The organism is Paraburkholderia bannensis NBRC 103871, from assembly GCF_000685015.1.
Lineage (GTDB): Bacteria > Pseudomonadota > Gammaproteobacteria > Burkholderiales > Burkholderiaceae > Paraburkholderia > Paraburkholderia bannensis.
In genome coordinates this window covers 393317-419167 of sequence record NZ_BAYA01000006.1, presented here as the reverse complement: position 1 = coordinate 419167, position 25851 = coordinate 393317, and the positions used below count along the sequence as shown (strand labels likewise).

At 65.3% G+C, this 25851-nt stretch carries 24 protein-coding genes; 7 read left to right on the top strand and 17 right to left on the bottom strand.

What is annotated here, in order from left to right; all coding sequences use genetic code 11:
- Positions 1-19: 19 nt before the first annotated feature.
- A complete protein-coding gene (locus BBA01S_RS13130; RefSeq protein WP_027816851.1) occupies positions 20-1486 on the bottom strand; it encodes an aminopeptidase P N-terminal domain-containing protein in 1467 nt (488 codons plus the stop codon).
- A gap of 258 nt (positions 1487-1744) precedes the next feature.
- On the opposite strand from BBA01S_RS13130, the gene BBA01S_RS13125 reads away from it, so the two are divergent.
- Positions 1745-2356, top strand: coding sequence for a glutathione S-transferase (locus tag BBA01S_RS13125; protein WP_027816850.1), 612 nt, complete (start codon positions 1745-1747; stop codon positions 2354-2356).
- A 139-nt stretch (positions 2357-2495) separates the two neighbouring features.
- Here BBA01S_RS13125 and BBA01S_RS13120 read toward each other — a convergent pair whose 3' ends face one another.
- From BBA01S_RS13120 to BBA01S_RS13110, 3 genes are all read right to left on the bottom strand, one after another.
- Positions 2496-4103, bottom strand: coding sequence for an FMN-binding glutamate synthase family protein (locus tag BBA01S_RS13120; RefSeq protein ID WP_027816849.1), 1608 nt, complete (start codon positions 4101-4103; stop codon positions 2496-2498).
- Positions 4104-4375: 272 nt separating this feature from the next.
- Positions 4376-5602, bottom strand: coding sequence for a tRNA 2-thiouridine(34) synthase MnmA (mnmA, locus tag BBA01S_RS41090; RefSeq protein ID WP_042296945.1), 1227 nt, complete (start codon positions 5600-5602; stop codon positions 4376-4378).
- 35 nt (positions 5603-5637) lie between these two features.
- Positions 5638-6141: an NUDIX hydrolase gene (locus tag BBA01S_RS13110; RefSeq protein ID WP_027816848.1), complete on the bottom strand. Its 504-nt coding sequence runs from the start codon at positions 6139-6141 to the stop codon at positions 5638-5640.
- Between the two features lie 305 nt (positions 6142-6446).
- Here BBA01S_RS13110 and BBA01S_RS13105 point away from each other — a divergent pair, with 305 nt between their 5' ends.
- From BBA01S_RS13105 to BBA01S_RS13095, 3 genes are read left to right on the top strand one after another with little or no spacing between them, the layout of a single operon-like run.
- Positions 6447-7598, top strand: coding sequence for a Re/Si-specific NAD(P)(+) transhydrogenase subunit alpha (locus BBA01S_RS13105; RefSeq protein ID WP_027816847.1), 1152 nt, complete (start codon positions 6447-6449; stop codon positions 7596-7598).
- Positions 7599-7611: 13 nt separating this feature from the next.
- Positions 7612-7944 carry an NAD(P) transhydrogenase subunit alpha gene (locus tag BBA01S_RS13100; protein WP_027816846.1) on the top strand — a complete coding sequence of 111 codons (333 nt, stop codon included), beginning with the start codon at positions 7612-7614 and terminating at the stop codon, positions 7942-7944.
- The gene (locus BBA01S_RS13095) at positions 7941-9395 is read left to right on the top strand and encodes an NAD(P)(+) transhydrogenase (Re/Si-specific) subunit beta (RefSeq protein ID WP_027816845.1); all 1455 of its coding nucleotides are present in this window, start codon (positions 7941-7943) and stop codon (positions 9393-9395) included. Before BBA01S_RS13100 ends, BBA01S_RS13095 begins: the two co-directional genes overlap by 4 nt.
- A gap of 69 nt (positions 9396-9464) precedes the next feature.
- Here the strand turns inward: BBA01S_RS13095 and BBA01S_RS13090 are convergent, their stop codons facing one another.
- Together BBA01S_RS13090 and BBA01S_RS13085 are read right to left on the bottom strand one after the other, a co-directional pair.
- Entirely contained in the window at positions 9465-10151 is a 687-nt protein-coding gene (locus BBA01S_RS13090) for a helix-turn-helix transcriptional regulator (RefSeq protein WP_027816844.1), read from the bottom strand.
- A gap of 126 nt (positions 10152-10277) precedes the next feature.
- A complete protein-coding gene (locus BBA01S_RS13085; RefSeq protein ID WP_027816843.1) occupies positions 10278-10703 on the bottom strand; it encodes a VOC family protein in 426 nt (141 codons plus the stop codon).
- Positions 10704-11011: 308 nt separating this feature from the next.
- On the opposite strand from BBA01S_RS13085, the gene BBA01S_RS41085 reads away from it, so the two are divergent.
- A complete protein-coding gene (locus BBA01S_RS41085; RefSeq protein ID WP_042296941.1) occupies positions 11012-11806 on the top strand; it encodes a glycosyltransferase family 2 protein in 795 nt (264 codons plus the stop codon).
- Between the two features lie 44 nt (positions 11807-11850).
- Here BBA01S_RS41085 and BBA01S_RS13075 read toward each other — a convergent pair whose 3' ends face one another.
- From BBA01S_RS13075 to BBA01S_RS41080, 8 genes are all read right to left on the bottom strand, one after another.
- Positions 11851-13164 carry a THUMP domain-containing class I SAM-dependent RNA methyltransferase gene (locus tag BBA01S_RS13075; protein ID WP_027816842.1) on the bottom strand — a complete coding sequence of 438 codons (1314 nt, stop codon included), beginning with the start codon at positions 13162-13164 and terminating at the stop codon, positions 11851-11853.
- Between the two features lie 91 nt (positions 13165-13255).
- Positions 13256-13546, bottom strand: coding sequence for a HigA family addiction module antitoxin (locus tag BBA01S_RS13070; RefSeq protein ID WP_027816841.1), 291 nt, complete (start codon positions 13544-13546; stop codon positions 13256-13258).
- Positions 13547-13555: 9 nt separating this feature from the next.
- Positions 13556-13834 (bottom strand): type II toxin-antitoxin system RelE/ParE family toxin, encoded by a 279-nt coding sequence (locus BBA01S_RS13065; RefSeq protein WP_027816840.1) that lies wholly within the window; start codon positions 13832-13834, stop codon positions 13556-13558.
- Between the two features lie 192 nt (positions 13835-14026).
- Positions 14027-16186, bottom strand: a complete 2160-nt coding sequence (locus BBA01S_RS13060) for a site-specific recombinase (protein ID WP_027816839.1) — start codon at positions 16184-16186, stop codon at positions 14027-14029.
- Positions 16187-16313: 127 nt separating this feature from the next.
- A complete protein-coding gene (locus BBA01S_RS13055) occupies positions 16314-17063 on the bottom strand; it encodes a PqiC family protein (protein ID WP_027816838.1) in 750 nt (249 codons plus the stop codon).
- Entirely contained in the window at positions 17060-18712 is a 1653-nt protein-coding gene (locus BBA01S_RS13050) for a PqiB family protein (protein WP_027816837.1), read from the bottom strand. Before BBA01S_RS13050 ends, BBA01S_RS13055 begins: the two co-directional genes overlap by 4 nt.
- Complete coding sequence (locus tag BBA01S_RS13045) at positions 18705-19385, bottom strand: paraquat-inducible protein A (protein WP_027816836.1); 681 nt, start codon at positions 19383-19385, stop codon at positions 18705-18707. Before BBA01S_RS13045 ends, BBA01S_RS13050 begins: the two co-directional genes overlap by 8 nt.
- Before the next feature lie 37 nt (positions 19386-19422).
- On the bottom strand, positions 19423-20319 hold the full coding sequence (locus BBA01S_RS41080) for a paraquat-inducible protein A (protein ID WP_084162104.1): 897 nt from the start codon (positions 20317-20319) through the stop codon (positions 19423-19425).
- Between the two features lie 493 nt (positions 20320-20812).
- Between BBA01S_RS41080 and BBA01S_RS13035 the strand changes: the two genes are divergently transcribed.
- Together BBA01S_RS13035 and BBA01S_RS13030 are read left to right on the top strand one after the other, a co-directional pair.
- On the top strand, positions 20813-21328 hold the full coding sequence (locus BBA01S_RS13035; RefSeq protein WP_042297003.1) for a YceI family protein: 516 nt from the start codon (positions 20813-20815) through the stop codon (positions 21326-21328).
- A 93-nt stretch (positions 21329-21421) separates the two neighbouring features.
- Positions 21422-21997: a YceI family protein gene (locus tag BBA01S_RS13030; protein WP_027816834.1), complete on the top strand. Its 576-nt coding sequence runs from the start codon at positions 21422-21424 to the stop codon at positions 21995-21997.
- 79 nt (positions 21998-22076) lie between these two features.
- Here the strand turns inward: BBA01S_RS13030 and secF are convergent, their stop codons facing one another.
- The 3 genes from secF to yajC form a co-directional block, all read right to left on the bottom strand.
- Positions 22077-23027, bottom strand: coding sequence for a protein translocase subunit SecF (secF, locus tag BBA01S_RS13025; RefSeq protein ID WP_027816833.1), 951 nt, complete (start codon positions 23025-23027; stop codon positions 22077-22079).
- Positions 23028-23042: 15 nt separating this feature from the next.
- The gene (secD, locus tag BBA01S_RS13020) at positions 23043-25100 is read right to left on the bottom strand and encodes a protein translocase subunit SecD (protein WP_027816832.1); all 2058 of its coding nucleotides are present in this window, start codon (positions 25098-25100) and stop codon (positions 23043-23045) included.
- Between the two features lie 153 nt (positions 25101-25253).
- Positions 25254-25520 (bottom strand): preprotein translocase subunit YajC, encoded by a 267-nt coding sequence (gene yajC / locus BBA01S_RS41075; protein WP_042296938.1) that lies wholly within the window; start codon positions 25518-25520, stop codon positions 25254-25256.
- Positions 25521-25851: the final 331 nt, after the last annotated feature.

Below are 25851 nucleotides of genomic sequence, written 5' to 3'. Positions count from 1 at the left end.
TTGCGATGTCGATGAGCGCTCAAGCACCCTGGCGCTGCGCGTCCTGCATCAGCGATTCGATTTCGTCGGCGTTCACGGGCACGCCGCGCGTGATGAGCTCGCACCCGGTTTCGGTGACGATGGCGTCGTCCTCGATACGGATGCCGATATCCCAGTAGCGCTCGGGCACGTCCTCGGCGGCGCGGATATAGAGGCCTGGCTCGATCGTGAGCGTCATGCCCGCGCGCAGCGTGCGCCACGGCGGCGCGGCATTGCCCTGTGTGTCCTGTGCGCCTTGCACGCCTTGTGTGCCGCGCTCCCGATAGTCGCCCACGTCGTGCACATCCATGCCGAGCCAATGTCCCGTACGGTGCATGTAGAAGCGCGCGTAGGCGCGCTCGGCGATCACATCGTCCACGCTTGCATAGCGCTGTCGATCGAGAATGCCCAGGTCGAGCAGCCCCTGCGCCAGCACGCGCACGGCGGCCTCGTGCGGCGCTTCGAAATTCACGCCCGCGCGCGTCGCGTCCACCGCTGCCTGCTGCGCGGCGAGCACGATGTCGTAGACCTCGCGCTGTGCGCTCGTGAAGCGTCCGCTCGCGGGAAACGTGCGCGTGATGTCCGATGCGTAACCGTTCAATTCGCACGCGGCGTCGATCAGGATGAGGTCGCCCTCGCGCGCGACGGCATTGCCCGCGGGATAGTGCAGCACGCAGGCGTTCGCGCCCGCCGCGACGATCGATCCATAGGCGGGCGCCTGGGCGCCATGCTTGCGGAAGGTGTAAAGCAGTTCCGCTTCGATCTCGTACTCGCGCATGCCGGTGCGGCACGTCTGCATCGCGCGCACATGTGCAAGCGCCGAAATCTTCGCGGCGCGGCGCATCGTATCGAGTTCATGTGCGTCCTTCACGAGGCGCATATCGTCGAGCAGCGGCAGCAGATCATAGGCCGCAGCCGGCGCGCTCACGCCACTGCGTCCTTGCGCGCGCACCGCGTCGATCCAGCCGCGCACCTGGGCATCGAATCGCTCCGAGGCCGCGAGTGCATAGTGCAGCGCAGGGCGATTGGCGATCAGACGCGGAACCTGCGCATCGATCTCGTCGATGGCAAACGCGGCGTCGAAACCGAACGCTTCGCGCGCGCCATCGGGGCCGAAACGAAAGCCCTCCCACGTTTCGCGCTCGACATTTTTCGCGCGGCAAAACAGGATCGATGCTGGCTGGTTTTCGCCGGCGTTCGCATCGAGCACAAGCACGGCTTCCGGCTCGGTGAAGCCCGTGAGGTAGTAAAAATAGCTGTCGTGCCGATACGGGTAGTCGGCGTCGCGATTGCGCATGACTTCGGGCGCCGTAGGCACCAGCGCCACGCCGCCGCCTTGCGCTCGCAGCGCGGCTAGCACGCGTTCGCGGCGCGCGCGATAAAGTGCTGCGCCGCCATCGGGGCCGCGCGGCGCATCGGCGGCCGCGCGCACAGCGGCCGAAGCGCTTTCCGTGAGGGTCGTGTCCATCGTGCGATTGTAGCGCCTGGCTCTGTGCGCTGCCCGCCGCGGCGCGCCCCTTCAACATCCCGGCGATGCGCCGGGTATGCGTCCGGAATGCGTCAATTTCATGCCGATGCGCGCGGCGCAACGCCCGCCCCGACGCGCTCCGTTGTTGCATCGAGCCGACAAAGCGCGCGGCCGAATTCACGGCATAAAGTGAGCAACCCGTCAGAATTTGTCGATTACCACGTATACTGCCGCCGAATTCCAGAAAAGGCAGGTGCGATGAAACTTATCGGTTCGCTCGGCAGCCCGTATGTCCGCAAGGCGCGGATCATGCTCGCCGAAAAGAAAATCGACTACAAGCTGGTGCTTGAAAACGTGTGGGCCGCCGAAACCGCGATCCACGATTTCAACCCGCTCGGCAAGGTGCCGTGTCTCGTGATGGAGGACGGCGAGGCCGTGTTCGACTCGCGCGTGATCTGCGAATACGTGGACATGCTGTCGCCAGTCGGCAAGCTGATCCCGCAAGGCGGGCGCGAGCGCGTGGAAGTGCGGTGCTGGGAAGCGCTCGCCGACGGCATGCTCGACGCCGCCGTGCTGATCCGCGCGGAAGGCACGCAGCGCACGCCCGAACAGCAATGCCAGGCATGGATCGAGCGGCAAAACCGCAAGATTCACGAAGGCCTGAAAGCGATGGCCAAAGGCCTCGCGGGCAATGCGTGGTGCGCGGGCAACCGCTACACGCTCGCCGATATCGCAGTGGGTTGCGCGCTGGGTTATCTCGACTTTCGCCAGCCGGAACTCGATTGGCGCGAGCCGCATCCGAATCTCGCGAAGCACTTCGAGAAACTCATGCAGCGCGCGTCGTTCGCGGATACGGTGCCGCAGGCTTAACGCCTGAAACCGTGCAGGCAAGAAAAAAGCGCGCAGTAATGCGCGCTTTTTTTTCGTCGTCGATATTTGAACGATGACGATAAAAATGCGCGCGCAATTCAAGTTCAATCAAGTTGCGCGCGCAACCATCATTCAAACGTCAGACGATTTTCTCCACTTCGGGCGCGAACGAATCGCTGCGCGCCACGGGCCACCACTTTTCGAACAACTGATACCGATAGCGCGCTTCGAGCAGGTCGCCCGGCTTCAGGTACTTGAGCAGCTCCGACATCAGCTTCACTTCGTATGAAGAAACGCGTCGCACGATGTGATGCGCGCGCAGATCGGCGGGGCTGTCCAGGCCAGCGGCCTGAATGATTTCCTGCAGCGCGTGCAGCGTGTTGCGATGGAAGTTGTAGACGCGCTCGCCCTTGTCGGGCACGTCGAGCGCACGCTGGCGCACCGGGTCTTGCGTCGCGACGCCCGTCGGGCAGCGATCCGAATGGCACTTCTGCGCCTGGATGCAGCCCACCGCGAACATGAAGCCGCGCGCCGAGTTGACCCAGTCCGCGCCAATCGCGAGCGTCTTGGCGATATCGAACGCCGTGATGATCTTGCCGCTCGCGCCAATCTTGACCTTGTCGCGCAGACCGATGCCCACGAGCGTGTTGTGCACGAGCAGCAGGCCTTCCTGCAACGGCGTGCCGATGTGATCGGTGAACTCGATGGGCGCCGCGCCCGTGCCGCCTTCCGCGCCGTCCACGACGATGAAGTCGGGCAGGATGCCGGTTTCGAGCATGGCCTTGGCGATGCCGAAGAACTCCCACGGATGGCCGATACAGAGCTTGAAGCCCGTGGGCTTGCCGCCCGACAGCTTGCGCAGGCGCTCGACGAATTCGAGCAGGCCGCGCGGCGTCGAAAACTCCGAATGGCGCGCAGGCGACACGCAGTCCTGGCCCATCGGAATGCCGCGCGTTTCCGCGATTTCCGGCGTCACCTTGGCGGCGAGCAACATGCCGCCGTGGCCCGGCTTCGCGCCCTGCGAGAGCTTCACTTCGATCATCTTCACCTGCGGCTCGTTGGCGAGACGCTGGAACTTGTCGGCGCTGAAGGTGCCGTCGTCATTGCGGCAGCCGAAGTAGCCCGAGGCGATTTCCCAGATGATGTCGCCGCCGTGTTCGCGGTGGTACTTCGACATCGAACCTTCGCCGGTGTCGTGGGCGAAGCCGCCTTTCTTTGCGCCCAGGTTGAGCGCGCGAATCGCGTTGGCCGACAGCGCGCCGAAGCTCATCGCCGAGATGTTGAAAATCGACATCGAATACGGCTGCGCGCGACTCGCGCCCACGAGCACGCGGAAGTCGCTGCCGTTCAGTTTGGTGGGCGCGAGCGAATGGCTGATCCATTCGTGGCCGATCGCCTTCACGTCGAGCTCGGTGCCGTAGGGGCGGCTGTCGACGACGTTCTTCGAGCGCTGGTACACCACGCTGCGCTGCACGAGCGAGAAGGGCTTTTCGTCGGTGTCGTCTTCGACGAAGTACTGGCGGATTTCAGGCCGCACGAACTCGAACAGGAAACGCAGGTGGCCCCAGAGCGGGTAATTGCGCAGGATGGCGTGGCGCAACTGGGTCATGTCGTAGATGCCGAGCGCGACAAACAGCGCGGGCACGATGGCGCAGTACCACGACAGATGATGGAACGCCGCTGCAAGAACGCAGGCCGCGAGTAGCAGCACCGCGCACCACATGGCGAGGTAACGTCGGGAAAACATGGGGGACTCCTCGATCTCTTGATTTGCCGCGCGAAATCCGGTCAGGGCCGCGCGAACCCGCCGCGCCGGGGTACGGCGCTGACGTGCCCGAATGATGCCGCAAGTTTGTGAAACTGGCCGGGAAGCGGGCAGGTTTTCGCGGGGCCGGAGCCGACGCCGCGCAAACACGTGGAAGAAAACGTCGAGGAGATCGAAAGGTTCGATCGGGACAGCGTGAAACCCGGGTGAAACCCGCGCGGCGCAGGGCGCGCCGCGCGGTGTGGCTTGCGAGCTTACGCTTCGCTTGCGGCCGGCTTTGCGGCCGGTTTTGCAGCAGCAAACTGCGGCGACTTCTTGCGCGGCGAGCGCTTCTTCTTCGGCGCGACCGGCGGCAGGACTGCGGGCACGTGCGGTTCGAGCGTCGTGACGGCTTCGATGATGCCGCCGCCCAGGCACACTTCGCCGTCATAGAGCACGGCCGACTGGCCCGGCGTGACGGCCCATTGCGCGTCCGGGAAATGCAGCGAGAACTGGCCTTCGCCGAACTCGGCGGCGCTGGCGAACGAGCAGGGCGCGTCGGCCTGGCGATAACGCGTCTTCGCGCCGCACTGGTGGCCCTCGGCGGGCGGCTCGCCCGCGACCCAGCTGACGTTGCCCGCGCGCAGATCGTGCGCGAGCAGCCACGGATGATCGTGGCCCTGCACGACGTAGAGCGTGTTGGTTTCGATGTTCTTGCCCGCGACGAACCACGGATCGCCGCTGCCGTCCTTGCTGCCGCCCAGGCCAATGCCCTTGCGCTGTCCGAACGTGTAGAACGCGAGGCCAATATGCTCGCCGACGGTCTTGCCGTCGGGCGTCATCATCGGGCCGGGTTTGGTCGGCAGATAGCGGTTCAGGAAGTCGCGGAACGGACGCTCGCCGATAAAGCAGATGCCGGTCGAATCCTTCTTCTTCGCATTCGGCAGGCCGATCTGTTCGGCGATCTCGCGCACCTTTGTCTTGGGGATTTCGCCCAGCGGGAACATCGTCTTCGACAACTGCGCCTGGTTCAGGCGGTGCAGGAAGTACGACTGATCCTTGGTGTGGTCGAGCGCCTTCAGCAGTTCGAAACGACCGTTATCCTGGTTCTGTCGCACGCGCGCGTAATGGCCCGTGGCGATGGTTTCCGCGCCCAGCGACATCGCGTGGTCGAGGAAGGCCTTGAACTTGATCTCGGCGTTGCAGAGCACGTCGGGGTTCGGCGTGCGGCCCGCGGAATACTCGCGCAGGAACTCCGCGAACACGCGGTCTTTGTACTCGGCGGCGAAGTTCACGGCTTCGACGTCAATGCCGATCAAGTCCGCGACCGACACCACGTCGATCCAGTCCTGGCGCGTCGAGCAGTACTCGCCGTCGTCGTCGTCTTCCCAGTTCTTCATGAAGAGGCCGACGACGTCGTAACCCTGCTCCTTGAGCAGCCATGCGGTCACCGACGAATCCACGCCGCCCGACATGCCTACCACCACTCGTTTTTTGCTCATCTCTGCTGCCTTGTAGTGCTGCCTTGTATGGGCGACTAGCCCTTGCTGCCTGTCTGGTTCGCTAACCTGGGGCCGACCGCGTGCGTCTGCACGAAATCGAGCGGCACGCGCTTGCCCGCGAGGTAATCGTCGACGCACTGCATCACGAGCGGCGTGCGATGGCGCTCGCTCGCGGCGCGCAGTTCGTCGACGCTCATCCACAGCGTGCGCATGATATCGGGATCGAGCGCGCGATCTTCGGCTTGCGCCGCCACACTGCCGCAGTACGTGAAGCGCAGATACGTCGTGCCGGATTCGCCCGGCTTGCCGTAATGCGTCATGTACATGCCGACCAGCGCTTCGGGCGTGAGCGAGTAGGCGCTCTCCTCGAGCGTCTCGCGCACGACGGCTTCAAGAAGCGTCTCGCCGGCTTCCAGATGCCCGGCCGGCTGGTTCAGGCGCAAGCCCGCGGGCGTGTGTTCCTCGACGAGCAGAAAACGCCCGTCGCGCTCGATCACGGCGGCCACGGTGACGTGGGGGGCCCAGGTTTCATCGTTCATGGGCCGCTATTTTACCGGCACGCGCTGAAGGCTGCCCGGGGCCGGATCGCGCATCGACCGTCCGGTCGGGCGGCCGGAAGTGTTGTGTGCACCGCAAAAAAAGGGATAAATCCCGCTTCAAAGCCGTCGCACCTTTCGGTTAAAGTGGTGCGTCGTTTGCCGTTGCATTGCCCGTTTCAGCCGTACCACGAACGTTGCAATAAGAGCCGGCGAGCCTCGTCGGCCCCTATTCAGCTCAGTCCGTAGGTCAGTCCATTGGACTCGAGCCAGATCAGAAAGAGAAGCAGGCCGAGGAGGAAACAACGATGCATATTGGAGTGCCCGCGGAGACCCGGGCGAACGAAAGCCGCGTGGCCGCGACGCCGGAGACCGTCAAGAAGTACGTCGCGCAGGGCCACACGGTCACGATCCAGTCCGGTGCCGGAACCGGCGCCAGCTTTCCCGACGAGGCCTATACGGCCGTTGGCGCGCAGATCGCCGACGCCGCCGCTGCCCTGGGCGCCGAACTCGTGCTCAAGGTGCAATCGCCCAGCATCAGCGAACTCGCGTTCATGAAACGCGGCGCGGTGCTGGCCGGCATGCTCGATCCATTCAATGCGGATAACGCCCAGCAGCTTGCGCAAGCGGGCCTGACCGCCTTCGCGCTCGAAGCCGCGCCGCGCACGACGCGCGCGCAAAGCCTCGACGTGCTGTCGTCGCAGGCCAATATCGCCGGGTACAAGGCGGTGCTGGTGGCGGCCAATCTCTATCCGCGTTTCATGCCGATGCTGATGACCGCCGCCGGTACGGTGAAGGCCGCGCGCGTGCTGATCCTGGGCGCGGGCGTGGCGGGCCTGCAGGCGATTGCGACGGCCAAACGGCTGGGCGCGGTGATCGAGGCGTCGGACGTGCGTCCGGCGGTGAAGGAGCAGATCGAATCGCTCGGCGCGAAATTCCTCGATGTGCCATTCGAAACCGATGAGGAGCGCGAAGCAGCGGTGGGTGTGGGCGGCTACGCGCGACCCATGCCGCCATCGTGGCTCGCGCGGCAATCGGCGCTCGTGCATGAGCGCGCGCGTCAGGCCGACATCGTCATTTCGACGGCGCTGATTCCGGGGCGCGACGCGCCCACCTTGCTGCCATCGGAAACGGTGCAGGCGATGAAGCCAGGCTCCGTGGTCATCGACCTCGCGGCAGGGCGCGGGCCGGTTGCCGATCAGGCCACGGGACGACGTGGCGGCAACTGCCCGCTCACCGTCGCTGACCAGGTGGTCACGCAGCACGGGGTGCAAATCTGCGGCTATACGAACCTCGCGTCGATGGTGGCCGCCGATGCGTCCGCGCTCTACGCGCGCAATCTGCTCGACTTCCTGAAGCTCATCGTCACGAAGGAAGGCACGCTCAACATCGATCTCGCGGACGACATCGTCGCGGCCACGCTGCTGGCCCGCGACGGCGCCGTCACGCGCAAGACCTGAGAGGAGACCGGCAATGGAACTGATCAACCATACCGTCATCAACCTGATCATCTTCGTGCTGGCCGTGTACGTGGGCTATCACGTGGTCTGGAATGTCACCCCCGCGCTGCATACGCCGCTGATGGCCGTGACCAACGCGATTTCGGCGATCGTGATTGTCGGCGCGATGCTGGCCACGGGCCTGACCGTGGGCTTCGCGGGCAAGTTCTTCGGCACGCTGGCCGTGTTGCTCGCTGCCGTGAACGTGTTCGGTGGGTTTCTTGTCACGCGGCGCATGCTGGAGATGTTCCGCAAGAAGGAGCCCAGGAAGCTTGCCGCTGCGGAAGGAAAGGAGGGCGCGCGATGAGCATGAACGTCGTTACGCTGCTCTATCTGGTGGCGTCGGTTTGCTTCATTCAGGCGCTCAAGGGCTTGTCGAATCCGCGCAGCGCGCGCGCCGGCAACCTGTTCGGCATGGTCGGCATGGCCATCGCCATCCTCACGACGATTGCGCTGATCGTCAAGGAGTCCGCACAGTTTGGCTCGAACCTGGGTTTGGGGCTGACGCTGCTGTTCGGTGCGCTGATCGTTGGCGGCGGGCTGGGCGCGTTCGTCGCCGCGCGCGTCGAGATGACCAAGATGCCCGAACTGGTCGCGGCCATGCACTCGCTGATCGGTCTCGCGGCGGTGTGCATCGCGTATGCGGTGGTGTCGGAGCCGGCGGCTTTCGGGCTGGTTGCCGAAGACGCGCCCTATCCGGGCTTCCTGCCGTACGGCAACCGCATCGAGCTGTTCATTGGCACCTTCGTGGGCGCGATTACGTTCAGCGGTTCGGTGATCGCCTTCGGCAAGCTCTCGGGCAAGTACAAGTTTCGCCTCTTCCAGGGCGCGCCCGTGGTGTATGCAGGCCAGCACCTGATCAACCTGATGCTGGCGATCGGCATGATCGGCTTCGGCGTGCTGTTCTTCATCACGCAGTCGTGGCTGCCGTTCATCATCATGACGGCGATCGCGTTCGCGCTGGGCGTGCTCATCATCATTCCGATCGGCGGCGCGGACATGCCCGTCGTGGTGTCGATGCTGAACTCGTATTCGGGGTGGGCGGCGGCGGGGATCGGCTTCTCGCTGAACAACGCGATGCTGATTATCGCCGGGTCGCTGGTGGGGTCGTCGGGCGCGATCCTCTCGTACATCATGTGCCACGCGATGAACCGCTCGTTCTTCAACGTGCTGCTGGGCGGCTTCGGCGCGGAGGCGGGCGGGGCGGCAACGGGCGGCGCGCAGGAGCAGCGCCCGGTGAAGTCGGGTTCCGCCGACGATGCCTCGTTCATGCTCGGCAACGCCGAATCAGTCGTGATCGTGCCGGGCTACGGCCTGGCCGTGGCGCGCGCGCAGCATGCACTGAAGGAGCTCACCGACAAGCTCGTCGAAAAAGGCGTGGACGTGCGTTACGCGATCCATCCGGTCGCGGGCCGCATGCCGGGCCACATGAACGTGCTGCTGGCGGAAGCTGAAGTGCCCTACGACATGGTGTTCGAGATGGAGGACATCAACAACGAGTTCGGCCAGACCGACGTGGTGCTGGTGCTCGGTGCGAACGACGTGGTGAATCCGGCGGCCAAGAACGACCCGAAGTCGCCGATCGCGGGCATGCCGATCATCGAGGCCTACAAGGCGCGCACCATCATCGTCAACAAGCGCTCGATGGCGGCGGGTTATGCCGGTCTCGACAACGAACTCTTCTACATGGACAAGACCATGATGGTGTTCGGCGATGCGAAGAAGGTGATCGAGGATATGGTGAAGGCCGTGGAGTAAGCGCCTGCTTGCCGCGCTCGATGCTTGTTAAAAGGCCCGCTAGACAGCGGGCTTTTTTTATCGCGATGCCTAGCGTGACGGTGCGTTCACATGGCGCAGATAGTCGGCCAGCCGCCGCCCGCTGACATCGGGAAACGGTTCGAGCACTTCCACGCCGTTCATGCGCGCGATGTTGAAATTGCGAAAGCCTTCGCGCATCTCGCACCATGCGCCGACTGTCCACTGTGCGCCCCAATAGACCAGCCCGAGCGGCCACACGCGCCGCTGCGTCTGCGCGCCGATGCGGTCGCAATACGCGAAACTCACCACGAGCCGCGAATCGACGGCGCGATGCAGCGCGTCCACTTTCTCCGAATACGCCGGATCGACGTGATACGACGGCGCAAAGACGGCGATGCGTTCCAGCACGGCGCGTTTGTCGGCGGGCATGGCGGCGGCGATTTTCGCGAGCGCGCCGCGTGCGCCGCCCGCGAGTGCCGCGCCGCCCCACGATTCGGCCATGCGCGCGCCCACGGCGAGCGCCGTGAGTTCGTCAGCGGTGAAAGTGAGCGGCGGCAAGCTGGCCGTGCGCGCGAGCCGGTAGCCGATGCCCGCTTCGCCTTCGATCGGCACGCCTGACAGCTGGAGATCGCGCACGTCGCGATACACGGTGCGCGGCGAGACGGCGAGCCATTCGGCAAGCTGCTGCGCCGTCGTGAGGCGGCGGCCGCGCAACAGCTCGGCGATCTGGAACAGGCGGTCGGCGCGACGGGTCATGGCGGGCAGCTGGCGTGACGCGGGAGAACGGAAAAAGGGCGCGCGAGGGGGATCGCGCGCCGTCTATGTACCTTCAAGCGCAGATGATAGCGCCGGGCGCAAGCCCGGCCGCCGTGCGTGCTTCGATCAGCCGAGCTTGGCCGCGTGCAGCCCGACGCGGTTGCCCTCCGTATCGATAAAGAAGCCGATATAGCCGTAGTTGTTCGGCAACTCCAGCGCCGGGCCCTGGCGCTTGCCGCCCGCCCTTTCGACGCGATCGAGCACGGCCGTGACCGAGGGCTGTGCGTTCAGGTACACGAGCACGCCCTTCGGGTCAGGCTTGGCGTCATGCGGATTGAAGACGATGCAGCCGCCGGTTTCGGTATCCGAGTGGCCAAAAATCGCCATCGGCACGCCGCCGACCACTTCGCGTTGCAGCGCGGTGTCGAAAGCGGATTCGTAGAAACGGGCCGCACGATCGAGGTCATGTGCGGGAATTTCGAACCATGAGATGACGCGGGCAGCCTGGGAAGTCGCGGATTGCTGGGGTGCGTCGAGGATTTCGGTGGACATGATGCGCTCCTGGAGTGGCGACGGCAGAGGGGTGCGGGATGCATTTGACTGGCGGCGGCTGGCAGGATGCCAGGCGCCGTCCCCGTGCGCGATGGGGCGTGCTGCGTGGGGTAGAGGCAGTGTGCAGGGGGCCTGCTGACAGCGTGCTGTCAGTAGCTTCGCGAAGTCGATACGCAAGTTCGTGCACGCCCGTGTTTCGAAGTTTTTCGAGAGAGCCTCGCGCGCGCTTCTGCTGTAATCGAAGCATCCGATGACCTCGACGGCCTGTCCACGCGCCGTTTCAACGCTTCCACGCTTTTACGTTTCTCATGTCTCCAAACGTCTCCATCATCACGCCCACCGCGAACCGCGAGGCGTTCCTGCCCGCCATTGCGCGCTGCGTCGCGCGTCAACAAGTCGACTGGGAGTGGCTCGTGCTCGACGACAGCGCGCAGCCTAGCGCCTTCATGCAGCAACTCGCGCGCAGCGACGCGCGCGTGCGCTACTACTGGTCGAAAGTGCCGATGACGATTGGCGCCAAGCGCAACTGGCTCGTGGCCGAATCGAAGGCCGACATCATTGCCCACTTCGACGACGACGATCACTACGCGGCGCACTACCTCTCAGGCATGACGCGCATGCTCCACGACAACGACGCCGCGCTCATGAAGCTGTCGACGTTCTGGATGGTCGCGCCGCATACGCAGTTTCTGGGTTACATGGATCTGAACGCGCGCGTCGGGCTGCATTACGAGCTGCGCGGCAAATCGGTGGGCACCGTGACCTTCCACGAGAAGATGCAGATTGGCGCCGATTTCATTCTCTTCTACGGCTTCGCCTACGTGTATCGCAAGTCGCTGTTCGACACGGCGCGCTATGCCGACGTGAACCTGGGCGAGGACGAGAGCTTTATCCGGCGAGTGGTGGAATCGGGCGCGAAGGTGCTGGCCGCCGAGGACACGCAGGCGAGCTGCCTGCATCTGATTCATCCGGCGTCGACGTCGCGCTGCTTCTCGCGCTACGCACTGCCGATGTTTCTGCTGCCGAAATTGTTTCCGGAGTACGAAGGATATCCGCTGCCCGTGGAAGCGGGCGGAGCGCAAGTCGGGCCTGCGCGCGTCTGATGCGCGCGCGGCGGCCCTATGTAGCGATGTTGCTTTAAACGGGCTTAGCCCGGATTGCTTTCGCCCGCTGCGGCGTCCTTCGCGGGACGTTGACGCACGCTGCCCGCGATCAGGTCGAAGCGGAACAGGCGGCATTCCAGCGCGCCGTTGAAAAGCGGCGTCTTGGCGGCTTCGCGCAGGCGCAACTGGCCGGGCAGCTTGCGATCCGAGGTGAGGAAGAATGCACGCCAGCCGGTGAAGCGCTGCTTGAGCGCGTCGCCGAGCGCCTGGAAGAACTCGGCGTCGGGCGCGTCGGTGTGGGCGCGGCGGAACGAATCGGGCGCATCGTAGCCATCGTCGTCACGCGGGCTGCGCTCGCGCAACTCGCCGCGCGCATTGCGTCCGCGCACTTCGATACGCTCGCCGTACGGCGGGTTCGCCACCAGGATGCCTTCGCCCTCGGCGGGCGGCGTCATGTTGCGCGCGTCGATCTGCTTGAGCGGCACATTGCCGAGACCCGCGCGCGCGAAATTGGCGCGCGCCTTCTCCAGCATGACGTCAGAAATGTCGCTGCCGAAAATCTGCAGATCCTTCGCGCGGCTCATCGCCGTGTTGCGCGCCGTGTTGGCCTCGCTCTTCAGATGGCGCCATGCAGCCGTATCGGCCTGCTTCAGGCGCTCGAAACCGAAGCTGCGCGACAGGCCCGGCGCGATATCCATGCCAACCTGGCAGGCTTCGGCGAGGAACGTGCCGGAGCCGCACATCGGGTCATAGAGCGGCTGCTCGGGCGTCCAGTTGGTCAGACGCAGGATGCCGGCGGCGAGATTCTCGCGCAGCGGCGCCGCGCCCTTGTCCAGACGCCAGCCGCGCTTGAAGAGCGGCTCGCCCGACGTGTCGAGATAGAGCGTGCAGTCGGTCGTGGTCAGGAAGGCGAAGATGCGCACATCGGGATAAGCGGTGTCGACGCTCGGACGCGAACCGGCCTTGTCGCGCATGCGGTCGCAGATCGCATCCTTCACGCGCAGCGTGGCGAATTCGAGGCTGCGCAGCGGCGACTTGATCGCGGTGATGTCGATGCGGATCGTCTCGTTCGGCGAGAACCACTTCTCCCATTGCTGCTCGCGGGCGAGCGCGTAGATGTCCTGCTCGCCGCGGTACGGGCGCTGGGCGATCTTCAGGAGCACGCGGCTCGCGATGCGCGAATGCAGGTTCGCGGCCATGCCGCCGGCCCAGTTGCCGCGGAAATGCACGCCGCCGGGGACTTCGGCGCCGACCTGGAGCGCGCCGGGCGGCAGGCGCCGTTGCGCGGTTTCGGCCAGTTCGGCGGCGAGCGCGGCTTCAAGGCCACGCGGGCAGGGAGCAAAGAAATCGAAAGACATGAGAAGAGAGGTGACGCTGCGGGGAAGGCGCTATTGTACGCGGGTTAGGGCGCGGGGCCGGGCGGCGTGCTGTCGGCGCTCCCGGCAGCCCTCAAACCGCGTCCCGAACCAGTGGCTTGATCTTCGGCCGGGGCTGCTGGCTGGCCTGCCAGAGATCCCACTGGTTCTGCATGCCGAGCCACAGATCAGTCGACGTGCCGAGCCACGCGGAAAGGCGCAGCGCGATATTGGCGGTCACGCTGGCCTTGCCGTTCAACAAATTTGACAGCGTCACGCGGTTGATCTGGAGCGCATTCGCGGCCTCGGTCACCGTCATGTTCTGCGGGATCCATTCGCGCAGTACCTCGCCGGGGTGCGCCGGGTTGTGCATTCTGCTGCTCATGCCTGTCCTTTAGTGGTAGTCCTGATAATCGAGGAGGATTGCGTCCTCTCCGTGGAACGTGAAGGTGAGACGCCAGTTGCCGTTCACCCAGACGGCCCAGTGATCGCGGAGATCGCCGCGCAAAGCATGCAGCCGCCAGGGCGGCACGTTCATGTCCTGCGGGCCACGTGCTTCATCAAGCGCGGTGAGCAGCACACGCAACCTGGGTGCGTGATGCGCCTGAATGCCTGCCTTGTTGCCGTCCAGAAAAAACGATGCAAGACCTTTGTGCCGAAAGGTTTTGATCATGCGACTGTAGCCTATGTGACTACACCTGGCAAGCGCGATAAAGTCGCACGCCCTGGTGCAGAAGGGTTGAGGAACGCTGCGTCCATGCATGGAGCGCGAGCGTTCCCCAGCGTCGCATCAAGGCCAGGCGTGCCGCCTGGGCCGCATCAGAAACTCAGCAATGATGGCCATCCGGCATAGAAAACCACCCATTCAATCGTTGTCTTCACGCAACCCGCCGCGCCGGCTTGGCCAGACCAGCGCGATCGGATGCCGCGTGACGCGCCGCCAGAAGGCACGCATCAGCGGGCGCACGTCGCGTCGGGCAAGGCCGCGCGAACGCAAAGCCATGTGCAGCGCGAGCGCGAAGCTCACCGTCACATTGAGCACCGCCATGCTGGCGACGCCCGCAACGGCCCACCAGAGCTCGCCGCTGCCGAGCGTCCCGCTGCCGAGCACGCCCATCGCCACGCCGATCGAACCCGCCGAAAGCGTCACGTGCCGCACCTCGAAGTGAAACGCCACGGCCGACACGATCGCGGGCACCAGCCCGAGCATCATGCCGAGCACCAGATTGCCCCACACGCCCGCCACGTTGACACGGCAAAAGCGCGCGAGCCGCGCCGCGCCCGAGGCGCCCAGCGTCATGCGCAGGCGCCGGTTCCAGGCGAGGGCGTCCTCGACGCGATGGAGTACGAACCAGTTGTCGGCCCAACCGGCGAAGAGGCTCGACGCCCACAGCAGGACGCCGGTGAGCGCGGCGTAGAACGGCGTCGGCCCGAGCAGCGAGAACGATTGCAACGTCGCGTGCGCTTTCGTGGGCGAGATCAGGTTAACGTGGAACAGCCAGCCGCACACGAGCTGGATCGCGAGACACGCAGGAAACACCAGCAGCACGTTGCCGAGCACGGCCGCCGCCTGGGTGCGGATCAGCGCGACGACCGAAGAGACGAAGCGCGCGCGTCCCGCCGCCTCGTTCGCGCCGTCGAGTTCGCGCGCGAGCGTGGGCGCGGTCATGGCGGGCTGCTTGGTCGCGAGCGAGAAGTGGCAGAAGTGCATCACGAGGAAGCTCACCGCGTAATTGATGCCCGCAAACACGCCTTCGATCATCGACGGCAGATGGGCGCCCGTCACGCCGAATTTCACGTACACCGTCACGGCCGTCACGAGGCCGCCGCCCGCCGCCATGCGCAGCATCGTCAGGTATTCGGCGCGATCGCGCGCGATGTAGTGCTCGCCGGTATCGGCGGACAGCTCGACGACTTTGCGCGAGAGCAGCGCGAAATTGCTGCGCACGAGGTGCGAAACGCTTTGGCTGCGCTGGTTCGCGCGCACGAGATCGGCGACGAGATGCGCCTGGGTCGAGGCATCGTCGGCGGCCATCCATGCGTCGAGCAGGCGCTCGGCGCGCACGATCCGCATGCGCATGCGCTCGACCTGGAACACCGTGTCCACGCGCACGCCGTGCCGATAGAGGTGCGCGAAAACGTCGTCGGTGGCGCGGCGGCAGTCGTCGAGCAGCAGGCGCAGCCAGCTCACCTCCTGCAGCAGCCGCGCGGGCTCGCCGGCGTCGCGTGCGTTCTCCACTGCCAGCAGTGCGCGCGTGAGGCGGAAGAACGGCAGCTTTTCGATGGCGACGCGGGCGTCGTCGCCGGACAGGCGGCTGCGCACCGTCGGCGACAGGCCCGTCGAACTGATCTGGCAGGTCAGGTTGTGCAGCGCCGTGAGCAGGTCGAGCGAGAAGTCGCCGGGGAGTCTGCCAGCCGCGGTGACTGCAGGCTCGATTGCCTCGACGCCTTGCGCGACTGCATGGGACGGCGCAGGTGCAGGCTCGGCGATCAAGGCCTGCAGGCGCTTGAGCAGATCGGCGGGCAGGCTCGCGATCCACTCGGGATCGTAAGCGGCCGGAAACATCAGCGTCACGAGCGCGGCGAGGTCGCGGCGGTTCGGCGCGGGCGGGATCAACTGCGCCTGCAGACGCTCGACCATCGCCCCGAGCAGGCCCGAATGAACCGGCATTCCGGCGTCGCAGAGCAGCGAGATGCTGTCGCTTTCGCGCAGCAGCTTGCGCACCATCGCGCCGACGTTGGCTTTCCACTCGGGATTGCGGTCGAGCACGTGCAGCAGGTAGCGCACGCGGACGTGTTCGGGCGGGGTGCGTTGCGGGGCGTCGTCGGAGGGCGCGGGGGCGCTGGATTGATCGGCGTCGAGCTTGCCGCGCCGGTGAATCCAGTGCGCAAGCTCGATCAGCCAGTCGCTGCGTTCGGCGTAGGGGGCGTCGGCATCGGCGCTGGCGAGCAGCGCATCGAGTTGCTGTCCGGCGCTGCGCGAGGCGCGCCATTTTTTCCAGAGCGTCGGGATCGAACGGAACATACGAAAGTGTCGGGCAGTGAGGCAAACCGACATTATCGCGGGCCGCGCGTTTTGCGCTTTTTCAGTTGCCCCAAAAGCGACGCGGCGCTTTTCGCGCCGCGTCACAGGAGGCAATGTCTGCCGCGTCTCAACCCGCCGAAGCGGCGGCAGGCACCCTCTGCGGGCAGGCGATGCTGACGGGCGGCTTCACGCGCGGCGCGGCTTTCGCGTTGCCTTTCACCGTCGGCATGACGACCTGCGGCGTGGCGGCGAGTGCGCGCACGCCGCTCGAAATCGCCTGCGAGAGATCCGCGACCGCGCGGCGATGGCCGACCACCAGCGCGTCGTAGCCGTCGCCGACGGGCTCGTTGAGCACGCTGCGGCAGGTCATGACCGTCTGCGAATCGAGCGCACGCACGCTCCACACCGCGTCGATCAGCGCATGGGAACCGGGCCACGATTCGAAACGCTGCACGTTCACGCTCACGCGGTAGACCGGCACGTTGTCCGGATGCGGCGAGCCATACACGTCGATGGTGTTCAACTGCTGCGTAAGGTCGCCCGAGAGCGCGCGGCGGATCTCGTCGCCTGGCATCGACGCCCAGCGCTCCTGTTCCAGCACCTTCACCTGGGTGGCGTCGGTCTGCACGACGAGTTGCGCCTTTGCGACCTGCGGCGGCACGTCGACCGGCGCAAGCTCGATGAGCCACGCCGGGTTGCCCGCGCTGACGGGCGCCGTCGCAGCCGATGCAGTGCGTGCGCCGTCGCCGCTCGGGCTCAGCGTGTAGAAGCGGCTTGAGGGCGAGGCGCAGCCCGCAAGCGCCGCCGCGAGGGCGAGCGCCGAGGCGAGCACCGGAAGGGCGGCGGGAAGCCGGAGGTTGGGCCGGCGAAACGTCATGGCTTGTCTCCTGATTTGCCGCGCAGCAGCGATTCGGGATGGCGCTCCAGGTAATCCGTGAGCGAGTTGAGTGACTGCAGGGTTCGCGTGAGTTCCTGCATGGCCTGATGCACGTCCGATTGCAGCGGCGAATCCTGCTGCAGGGTGGACTGCGCGGCGCTGAACGTCTTTTGCGCCTCGTCGAGCGTGCCCTTCATCTGCGGCAGGATCTCGTCGTTGACCTTGCCGAACAGCTGGTTCGCGTTCTTGAGCGACTCGTTCAGATTGTTGCCGATCTTGTCGAACGGAATCTGATTGAGCTTCTTCGTGATATCGGCGACCTGCTGCTGCAGTTCTTCGAGCGAGTTCGGCACCGTCGGCAGTTCCATCGGGTCGCGGTCGAGATCCGCCTTCGCGGGGCCGGCCTTCGGGAACACGTCGAGCGCGATATAGAGCTGGCCCGTGATCAGGTTGCCCGTGCGCAGCTGGCCGCGCAGCCCGCGCGCAACCAGACGCTTGACCAGTTCGCGGCTCTGCGGCGTGTGCGGCGCGGGCGGCTCGCCACGCGTGCGACGCGACAGGCGCAGCGGATACAGATCCATCGTCACCGGCATCGTGAAGTTATGTTCCTTCGGGTCGTACTCAATGCCGATGTCGGTCACCTGGCCGAGCACGATGCCGCGGAAGTCCACGGTCGCGCCCACCGACAGCCCGCGCAGCGACTGGTTGAAGTACATCACCACGCGCACCGGTGCGCCGTCCGGTTCCTTCATCGCTTCGCTTTCGTCGGACGCGAGCGAGAAGGTGGAGTTGTCGGGCGCCTGCGGGCCCATCGCCTGGCCGGACGGCGCCTGGAAGGCGAGGCCGCCCACCACGACCGTCGCGAGCGACTGCGTGTTGACCTTGATGCCGCTGGAATCGAGCTGGACGTTCACGCCGCTTGCATGCCACCAGCGCGTATTGGTGCCGACGTACTGGTCGTAGGGCGCGCTCACGAACACCTGCACGGTGACGCCCGTGCCGTCCTTGTCGAGCGAGTAGCCGGTCACCTGGCCGACCTGGATACGGCGATAGAAAATCGGCGTGCCGATATCGAGCGAGCCCAGGTTTTCGCTGTGCAGCGTGTAGCGATGGCCCTTTTCGTCGATGGTCACGGCGGGCGGGGTTTCCAGCCCGGTAAAGTCGCTCGCGGTTTCCTCCGAGCGGCCCGCATCCGCGCCGATGTACGAACCGGACAGCAGCGTGCCGAGACCGGACACGCCGCTCGCGCCGATGCGCGGGCGCACCACCCAGAAGCGGCTGTCCTTCTTGGCGAAGTTTTCGGCGTCCTTGGTGAGTTCGACGGTTACGAGCACGTGCGAGAGGTTCGGCGAGAGCTTGATCGCGCGCACCGAGCCGATATCGACGTCCTTGTACTTGACCTTGGTCTTGCCGGGTTCGAGCCCTTCGGCGGTCATGAAGCTGATCGTGATGGTCGGGCCGCGCATGGCGACCGACTTCACCACCAGCGCCACGCCGATCAGCGCCGCGATGAGCGGCACGATCCAGACGAGCGAGGGCAGCCAGCGTTTGGGCTTGACGATGTCCGGTTCGGGCAGGTCGGGCGGCAGCGAGCCGCCGCCGCCGGAGTGACCGCCTGAGTGCGGATTCGGTCCTTGCGGACTATTCATGGGGGCGATCCTGAGAGTGTTGCGTGGGGTGCTGCTGTTGATGTTTGTCTTCGTCCACCGGATCCCAGATGAGGCGCGGGTCGAACTGCATCGACGCCATCATCGTCAGGATCACGACCGAGCCGAAGGCGATCGCGCCGGGCCCCGCCGTAATCACTGCAAGCGACTGGAAGCGTACCAGCGCGACGGTCAGCGTCACTACGAAGATGTCCAGCATCGACCAGCGGCCGATGAATTCGACCAGCCGGTAGAGCTTCGAGCGCTCGATCGGCCGCCATGTGGAGCGGCGCTGCGAGGTGATGCACAGCAGCGCGATGACGGTGAGCTTGAGCATCGGCACGAGAATACTGGCGATGAAGACGATCACCGCGAGCGGCGCGTCGCCCGAGGTCCAGAAGTAGACCACGCCGCTCATGATGGTGTCGTCCTCGTCGCCGACGAGCGAGGCCGTGTGCATGACCGGCAGCAGGTTCGCCGGGATGTAGAGCAGCGCCGCCGCGATCAGCAGCGCCCAGGTGCGCATGAGGCTGTCCGGGTGGCGCAGATGCAGCGGCGAGTTGCAGCGTCCGCAGCGCTGATGCGCCTGGCCGGCTTTGGGACGCGCGCGCGCCTGCAGATGGCCGCAGGCGTGGCAGGAAATGAGGCCGGCGTCGGTGGCGGTGACGTATTTCATCGGGTTGCCTCGCTACGCGGGGTTTTCAGCGCGCGCTTCATCGCGGAGTCCAGCCGGGTGCATCCGGCGCACCGGGTTTTGGCCGCGGCTGCGGCAATGAGGGGTCGCGGATCTCGGGTTCGCCGATGGGGTGATCGATGGAGTGATTGGCTGCCGGATCGACTGCAGGGTCGGCTGCCGGATCGACGGACGCAACGGCTTCCGGGCCGCCGAGCGTGGGCGGCACGCCCGGGTCGAGCAGGCCTTCAGGGTCGATGTCCGGCCCGGCGGGACTGCCGCCGGCCGCGCCTGATCCGCCGTGCCCCGGATGGCGCGCCTGGCGAGCGCCCGCGCGCAGCGCGTCGGCGATATCCCAGAGCGTGCGCGAATCGAACGTCACCACGACGGTGAACATCAGCGTGAGCACGGCGAACGCGAACAGCGCCGTCTCCGGAATCACGCGCGCGAGGCTCACCATCTTCACGATGGTGATGAGCACGCCCAGCATGAAGACTTCGAGCATCCCCCAGGGCCGCACGAACTGGATCGCGCGCAGCACCTGGTTAAAGCCCGGCGGAATGAAGCCGCGCCGGATCGGCAGGAGGACGTAGAGCAGCGCCACCATTTCGGTGAGCGGAAAGAGGATGGTTGCGCAGAAGACCATCACCGCGACGATCTGCATGTCCTCGTTCCACAGCACCACGAGCGCGCCAAACAGGCTCGACTCGGACGTGATGCCATTGGCGTCGAGCTCGATGATAGGAAACGACTGGGCGATGATGAACGTGACGAGCGCGGCGACCGTCATCGCGCAGATGCGGTCGAGTTGTGCCGAGCTGCTCTGATAGAGGGTGCCGCCGCAGCGCGAACAACGCGCGGACTGTCGCCCAAGGAGGCGAGGCTTGCGGTAGAGCGCGTCGCATTCGTGACACGCGATCAGATTGTCCGGGGCCATGCGGTCGGATGACGCAAAACGACGTGAACGGGGACGAGCAGCGCCGGCGCGGCTGCGCGGTGGCTTCAAACGGGCCTGCGGCGGCCTTGGCGGCCATGTTACCAAAGCCAGAAAGCGGCACGCGTTTGCGACGCCAGCACCGTGGCTGCTCGACGGGTCGTGGAGTGTGCCATGTTTGCCGCACCGGCGTATGCGAGTCCGGCAGGCCAAGCCGGTTAGCGCAAATACGCGCGCGAAATTCCGCCAGGCTTCACGGCCTGCGGCGGCTTGTGCTCGTTTGCAGCCGTTCGGTTATCTTTGTGCTTTGGGCGGCCGTTTGTCGGGCTCGCCTCAAGCGCACCCTCGCGGGCGGGGGCGCGCGCCGACGTACCACGCGCCCGGCTCGGGGATGGTCATGAAAGCAGGAACCAGGCTCAGGCTGGCGAAATCGGCCAGCATCGCGTGCGCGGCGTTTGCCGCGCTGGCGGCGGGCACCGTGGCTACGGTGGGTACGATGGGCATTGCGTGGGCGCAACTCGACACGGGCAAAAGCACGCTGGTGGCGATTTCGCGTCAGCTGGGCGTGTCGGTGGAGGGCAGTTTCACGAAGTTCGACGCGCATATCGACTTCGATCCGGCCAGACCCGACGGCGGCACGGCGCGCCTGACGGTGGACACCGGCAGCTACGATCTGGGAGATTCGACCTATAACGACTCGGTGCGCGGCCCCGCGTGGTTCGACGCGAAGACGTATCCGCAGGCCACGTTCGTCTCGACGGGCGTCGCGGCGACCGCGCCGAATCAGTACAGCGTGAGCGGCAACCTGACGATCAAGGGCCATACGGAAAGCGTCGCCGTGCCCGTCGTGCTCACGCAGCAGGGTGCGACGCAGACCTTCGACGGCACCTTGCCGGTCAATCGACTGTTGTTTGGCATCGGCACGGGCGAGTGGAAAGACACGTCGAAGGTCGCGGACGAAGTGCTGATCAAGTTTCACATCGTCGTCGCGGTGCAGCATGCGGCGCGATAGCGTTTTCTTCGCGATTTTCCTCGCGTTGTCCTCATCACCACCACGTAGCGAAGCAAGGAGGCGTACTTGAACCATCTTGTGTTGAGAAGCGTCATGACCGCCGGGGCCGCCGCGCTGTCGGTCGCCGCATCGTTCGCCCCGTCGATGGCGCAGGCCGCCGACACCTACCAGCTCGATCCCAACCACACGTACCCGAGCTTCGAAGCCGATCACTTCGCCGGGCTCTCAGTCTGGCGCGGCAAGTTCACGAAGACCACGGGCACGGTCACGCTCGACCGTGCAGGCAAGACCGGCACGGTCGACGTGAGCATCGATCCGGCATCGGTGCAGACCGGCAATACCGAACTCGACAAGCATCTGCGCAGCGATGAATTCTTCGACGTCGCGAAGTTTCCCACTGCGACCTACAAGGGCACGCAGATCGTGTTCGACGGCGACACGCCGAAAGAAGTGGTGGGCACGCTCACGCTGCATGGCGTGACGAAGCCGCTGAAGCTGGAGATCGATTCGTTCAAGTGCATGCCGCATCCGATGCTCAAGCGCGAAGTCTGCGGCGTAGAAGCCGAAGCCGAGTTCAATCGCGACGACTTCGGCATGGACATGGGCAAGAAGTACGGCTTCAGCATGAAGACGAAGCTGCATATCCAGGCCGAGGGCATCAAGCAGTAAGCCTGCGCCCGCAGCATCGGGACGAAAAAAAAGCCCCGCGACATTCGCGGGGCTTTGCCATTCGACGAAGGCCAGGCGTTTAAACCTGTGCGCCTGCGTTCGGATCGTTCGGGTCGATCTTGTCCTTCTTGTCCTTGATGAGGTCTTCGCGCTTCACGCCGAGCCACATCGACAGCGAGGCCGCCACGAACACCGACGAGTAGATGCCGAACAGGATACCCACCGTCAGCGCCAGTGCGAAGTAGTGCAGCGTCGGGCCGCCGAAGAAGAACATCGACAGCACCATCATTTCCGTACAGCCGTGGGTGATGATGGTTCGCGACATCGTGCTCGTGATCGCGTGGTTGATGACTTCGACGACGCTCATCTTGCGCTCGCGCCGGAAGGTCTCGCGGATCCGGTCGAAGATAACGACCGACTCGTTGACCGAGTAGCCGAGCACGGCGAGCACCGCCGCGAGCACGGACAGCGAGAACTCCCACTGGAAGAACGCGAAGAAGCCCAGAATGATCACCACGTCGTGCAGGTTGGCGATCACGCCGGCGACGGCGTATTTCCACTCGAAGCGGAACGACAGGTAGATGATGATGCCCGCCACCACGCAGGCGAGCGCGAGCAGGCCGTCGGTGGCGAGTTCCTTGCCCACCTGCGGGCCGACGAATTCCACGCGCTGCAACTGCACTTGCGGATTGTCGGTCTTGAGCGTGTTCATCACCTGGTCGCTCTGCTGCGCCGACGAAAGCCCCTGCTTGATCGGCAGGCGGATCAGCACGTCGCGCGAGGTGCCGAAGTTCTGCACCTGGGCATCGCCGTAGCCGATCTTGCCGAGCGAGTCGCGCACGGGTTCGAGCGGCACCGCCTGCGGATACTGCACTTCGATGACCGTGCCGCCCGTGAACTCAATCGACAGGTGCAGGCCGCGGTGGAACAGGAAGAACACCGCCGCGATGAACGTAATGAAGGAGATCGCGTTGAAGATCAACGCGTGCTTCATGAACGGGATGTCCTTGCGGATGCGGAAAAATTCCATTTTCTAGTCTCCGTATCAGCGGGACGAACCGGTGTTGTCGGGGCTGCTGGGGTCGTTCCGGCGGCGAACCGTCGGCTTCGCGCGCGCGCCGCCCTTGGCGCCGGCCTTCGCGGCCTGACGCTTCGCTGCGCTGGCTGCGTTCGAGGCGAGCGCACGGCCCGTGTCGGTGTCCGTGTCTTCGGCGCTCAGCGCAGGGGCGCCAGCCGTTTCCGGTTCCGGACGCCAGACCTGACCGACGGCCAGCGACTTGAGCTTCTTCTTGCCGCCGTACCAGAGGTTCACGAGACCGCGCGAGAAGAACACCGCCGAGAACATCGACGTGAGAATGCCGATACAGTGCACGATCGCAAAGCCGCGCACCGGGCCCGAACCAAACGCGAGCAGGGCGAGACCGGCGATGAGCGTGGTCACGTTCGAGTCGAGAATCGTCGCCCAGGCGTGCGCGTAGCCGTTCTGGATGGCCAGTTGCGGCGGCGCGCCGTTGCGCAGTTCTTCACGCACACGCTCGTTGATCAGCACGTTCGCGTCGATCGCCATACCGAGCGCGAGCGCGATAGCGGCGATACCCGGCAGCGTCAGCGTGGCCTGCATCATCGACAGCACGGCCACGAGCAGCAGCAGGTTCACCGACAGGCCGATCATCGAGATCAGGCCGAACAGCATGTAGTACGCGAGCATGAACACGGCGATGGCGGCAAAGCCATACACCACCGAGTCAAAGCCCTTGCGGATGTTGTCCGCGCCGAGGCTCGGGCCGACCGTGCGTTCTTCTATGATGTCCATCGGCGCGGCGAGCGAACCGGCGCGCAGCAGCAGCGCGAGATCGGTGGCGGCTTGCGGCGTGGGCTGGCCCGTGATCTGGAAGCGGTCGCCCAGTTCCGACTGGATCGTCGCCACCGTCAGCACTTCGCCCTTGCCCTTTTCGAACAGCACCATGGCCATCGGCTTGCCGATGTTGTCGCGCGAGACTTGGCCCACTGCGCGGCCACCGGCCGAGTCCAGACGGATGTTGACCGACGGACGCTGGTGTTCGTCAAAGCCCGCCGACGCGTCGATGATGCGGTCGCCGGTGAAGATCACCTGCTTGCGCAGCAGCACCGGCGCGGCGTTGCCTTGCGTGAAGAGCTCGTCGCCCGGCGGCACGGGGTCGCCCGGATTCGGATGCAGACCGTTCGGATCGGCGAGGCGCGCTTCGAGCGTCGCGGTACGGCCGATGATGTCCTTCGCCTTCGCGGTGTCCTGCACGCCCGGCAGTTCGACCACGATGCGGTCGTCGCCTTGCTGCTGGATCACGGGCTCGGACACGCCCAGTTCGTTCACGCGGTTGTGCAGCGTCGTGATGTTCTGCTTGAGCGCGGCGTCCTGCACGGCCTTCTTGACCGCCGGCGTGAACGAGCCAACCAGCTGCACGCCGCCTTCAGGATTGTTCTGCGTCGCCCACGTCAGCTCGCCGATGCCGCGCGTGCCCGACAGCGTCTGGAGCGCAGCGCTGGCAACCGACGGATCGGCGAAATTGATCACCACCGTCTGGCCGACGCGGTTCACGCCGCCGTCACGGATATTCTTGTCGCGCAGGAGCGAGCGGGCGTCCGAAGCATCGGAATCGAGCTTCTTGTTGAGCGCGCCGTTCATGTCCACCTGGAGCAGGAAGTGCACGCCGCCGCGCAGGTCCAGACCGAGGTACATCGGCAGTGCGTGCAGCGCCGTCAGCCAGCGCGGCGAGGCGCTTTGCAGGTTCAGCGCGACGATGTACTGCGGATCGGTCGGGTCGGCGTTCAGCGCATGGTTCAGCGCGTCCTTCAGACGCAGCTGGGTGTCCGTATCGGCCACGCGCACGCGGATATTCGCGTTCATCGACGAGTTGTCGAAGGTGACGTCGTCGGCCTTGATGCTGGCGGCAGCAACCGCTGCCTCGACCTGTGCGAGCGTGCCGGAGTCCAGCTTCACGGTGGCTTTACCGCTCGACACCTGGACCGCGGGCGCTTCGCCGAAGAAATTGGGCAATGTGTACACGAGGCCGATGGCGAGCGCCACGACCATCACGACATATTTCCAGAGGGGATAACGGTTCATTGGTTGGCCCAACGGGGGAGGGGAGTTGCCATCTCGATGCGCGCGCGTCCGGCGAGGCCTTCGTGCCGCCCGCTGTGGGTGCAATCAGGGGCCGGGCCGGACGCGCAAGGCCGCAGGGTTAGCCGCGGCCTGAAGTGATCGATCGTCTCGCGCTTACAGCGACTTGATCGTGCCCTTCGGCAGGATGGTCGTAACCGACGACTTCTGCACGGTGACTTCCGTGCCGTCGGCGATTTCGACGCCCACATAGGCTTCATTGACCTTGGTGACCTTGCCGACGATGCCGCCGCTGATAATGACTTCGTCGCCCTTGGCCATGGCGGCGAGCATATTGCGGTGTTCCTTCTGACGCTTCATCTGCGGACGGATCATGATGAAGTACAGCACGGCGAACATCAGGATCAGCGGCAGGAAGCTCATGAGGCTCGATTCTGCGCCGCCTGCTGCGGGTGCTGCGAAGGCATTCGAAATTAACGATAACGACACGTTGGTCTCTCCGTTTATACGATCGGTACGATCAAAGATACGATCAAAAGCGAGCCGGTTATTCTACCACCGGCAACTAACGCGACGATGGCGTCAAATAGGCTTCCCGATCAAGCTGTTAGCCGCATCGCCCCTGCTTTGCCCGCTTGTGCGGGCGAGGCGGGCGCAGCCCTCGACGGTCAGCCGCGTATGACGCAGGGTCGTCGCGAAAGGCAATTGTAAAGTGTGACGGCTTTAGCGGTGGTGCGCCATCGGAAAGCTTCTA

Bases quoted from the DNA above. Each gene is read 5' to 3' on its own strand.
- BBA01S_RS13035 (WP_042297003.1), top strand. From the start codon at position 20,813: ATGGGCATTGCGTGGGCGCAACTCGACACGGGCAAAAGCACGCTGGTG.
- BBA01S_RS13130 (WP_027816851.1), bottom strand. From the start codon at position 1,486: ATGGACACGACCCTCACGGAAAGCGCTTCGGCCGCTGTGCGCGCGGCC.
- BBA01S_RS13100 (WP_027816846.1), top strand. From the start codon at position 7,612: ATGGAACTGATCAACCATACCGTCATCAACCTGATCATCTTCGTGCTG.
- BBA01S_RS13120 (WP_027816849.1), bottom strand. From the start codon at position 4,103: ATGTTTTCCCGACGTTACCTCGCCATGTGGTGCGCGGTGCTGCTACTC.
- BBA01S_RS13125 (WP_027816850.1), top strand. From the start codon at position 1,745: ATGAAACTTATCGGTTCGCTCGGCAGCCCGTATGTCCGCAAGGCGCGG.
- BBA01S_RS13110 (WP_027816848.1), bottom strand. From the start codon at position 6,141: ATGAACGATGAAACCTGGGCCCCCCACGTCACCGTGGCCGCCGTGATC.
- mnmA (WP_042296945.1), bottom strand. From the start codon at position 5,602: ATGAGCAAAAAACGAGTGGTGGTAGGCATGTCGGGCGGCGTGGATTCG.
- BBA01S_RS13070 (WP_027816841.1), bottom strand. From the start codon at position 13,546: ATGAGCAGCAGAATGCACAACCCGGCGCACCCCGGCGAGGTACTGCGC.
- BBA01S_RS13095 (WP_027816845.1), top strand. From the start codon at position 7,941: ATGAGCATGAACGTCGTTACGCTGCTCTATCTGGTGGCGTCGGTTTGC.
- BBA01S_RS13105 (WP_027816847.1), top strand. From the start codon at position 6,447: ATGCATATTGGAGTGCCCGCGGAGACCCGGGCGAACGAAAGCCGCGTG.
- BBA01S_RS13050 (WP_027816837.1), bottom strand. From the start codon at position 18,712: ATGAATAGTCCGCAAGGACCGAATCCGCACTCAGGCGGTCACTCCGGC.
- BBA01S_RS13045 (WP_027816836.1), bottom strand. From the start codon at position 19,385: ATGAAATACGTCACCGCCACCGACGCCGGCCTCATTTCCTGCCACGCC.
- BBA01S_RS41085 (WP_042296941.1), top strand. From the start codon at position 11,012: ATGTCTCCAAACGTCTCCATCATCACGCCCACCGCGAACCGCGAGGCG.
- BBA01S_RS13060 (WP_027816839.1), bottom strand. From the start codon at position 16,186: ATGTTCCGTTCGATCCCGACGCTCTGGAAAAAATGGCGCGCCTCGCGC.
- BBA01S_RS13090 (WP_027816844.1), bottom strand. From the start codon at position 10,151: ATGACCCGTCGCGCCGACCGCCTGTTCCAGATCGCCGAGCTGTTGCGC.
- BBA01S_RS41080 (WP_084162104.1), bottom strand. From the start codon at position 20,319: ATGGCCCCGGACAATCTGATCGCGTGTCACGAATGCGACGCGCTCTAC.
- secD (WP_027816832.1), bottom strand. From the start codon at position 25,100: ATGAACCGTTATCCCCTCTGGAAATATGTCGTGATGGTCGTGGCGCTC.
- BBA01S_RS13065 (WP_027816840.1), bottom strand. From the start codon at position 13,834: ATGATCAAAACCTTTCGGCACAAAGGTCTTGCATCGTTTTTTCTGGAC.
- BBA01S_RS13055 (WP_027816838.1), bottom strand. From the start codon at position 17,063: ATGACGTTTCGCCGGCCCAACCTCCGGCTTCCCGCCGCCCTTCCGGTG.
- secF (WP_027816833.1), bottom strand. From the start codon at position 23,027: ATGGAATTTTTCCGCATCCGCAAGGACATCCCGTTCATGAAGCACGCG.
- BBA01S_RS13030 (WP_027816834.1), top strand. From the start codon at position 21,422: ATGACCGCCGGGGCCGCCGCGCTGTCGGTCGCCGCATCGTTCGCCCCG.
- BBA01S_RS13075 (WP_027816842.1), bottom strand. From the start codon at position 13,164: ATGTCTTTCGATTTCTTTGCTCCCTGCCCGCGTGGCCTTGAAGCCGCG.
- yajC (WP_042296938.1), bottom strand. From the start codon at position 25,520: ATGAGCTTCCTGCCGCTGATCCTGATGTTCGCCGTGCTGTACTTCATC.
- BBA01S_RS13085 (WP_027816843.1), bottom strand. From the start codon at position 10,703: ATGTCCACCGAAATCCTCGACGCACCCCAGCAATCCGCGACTTCCCAG.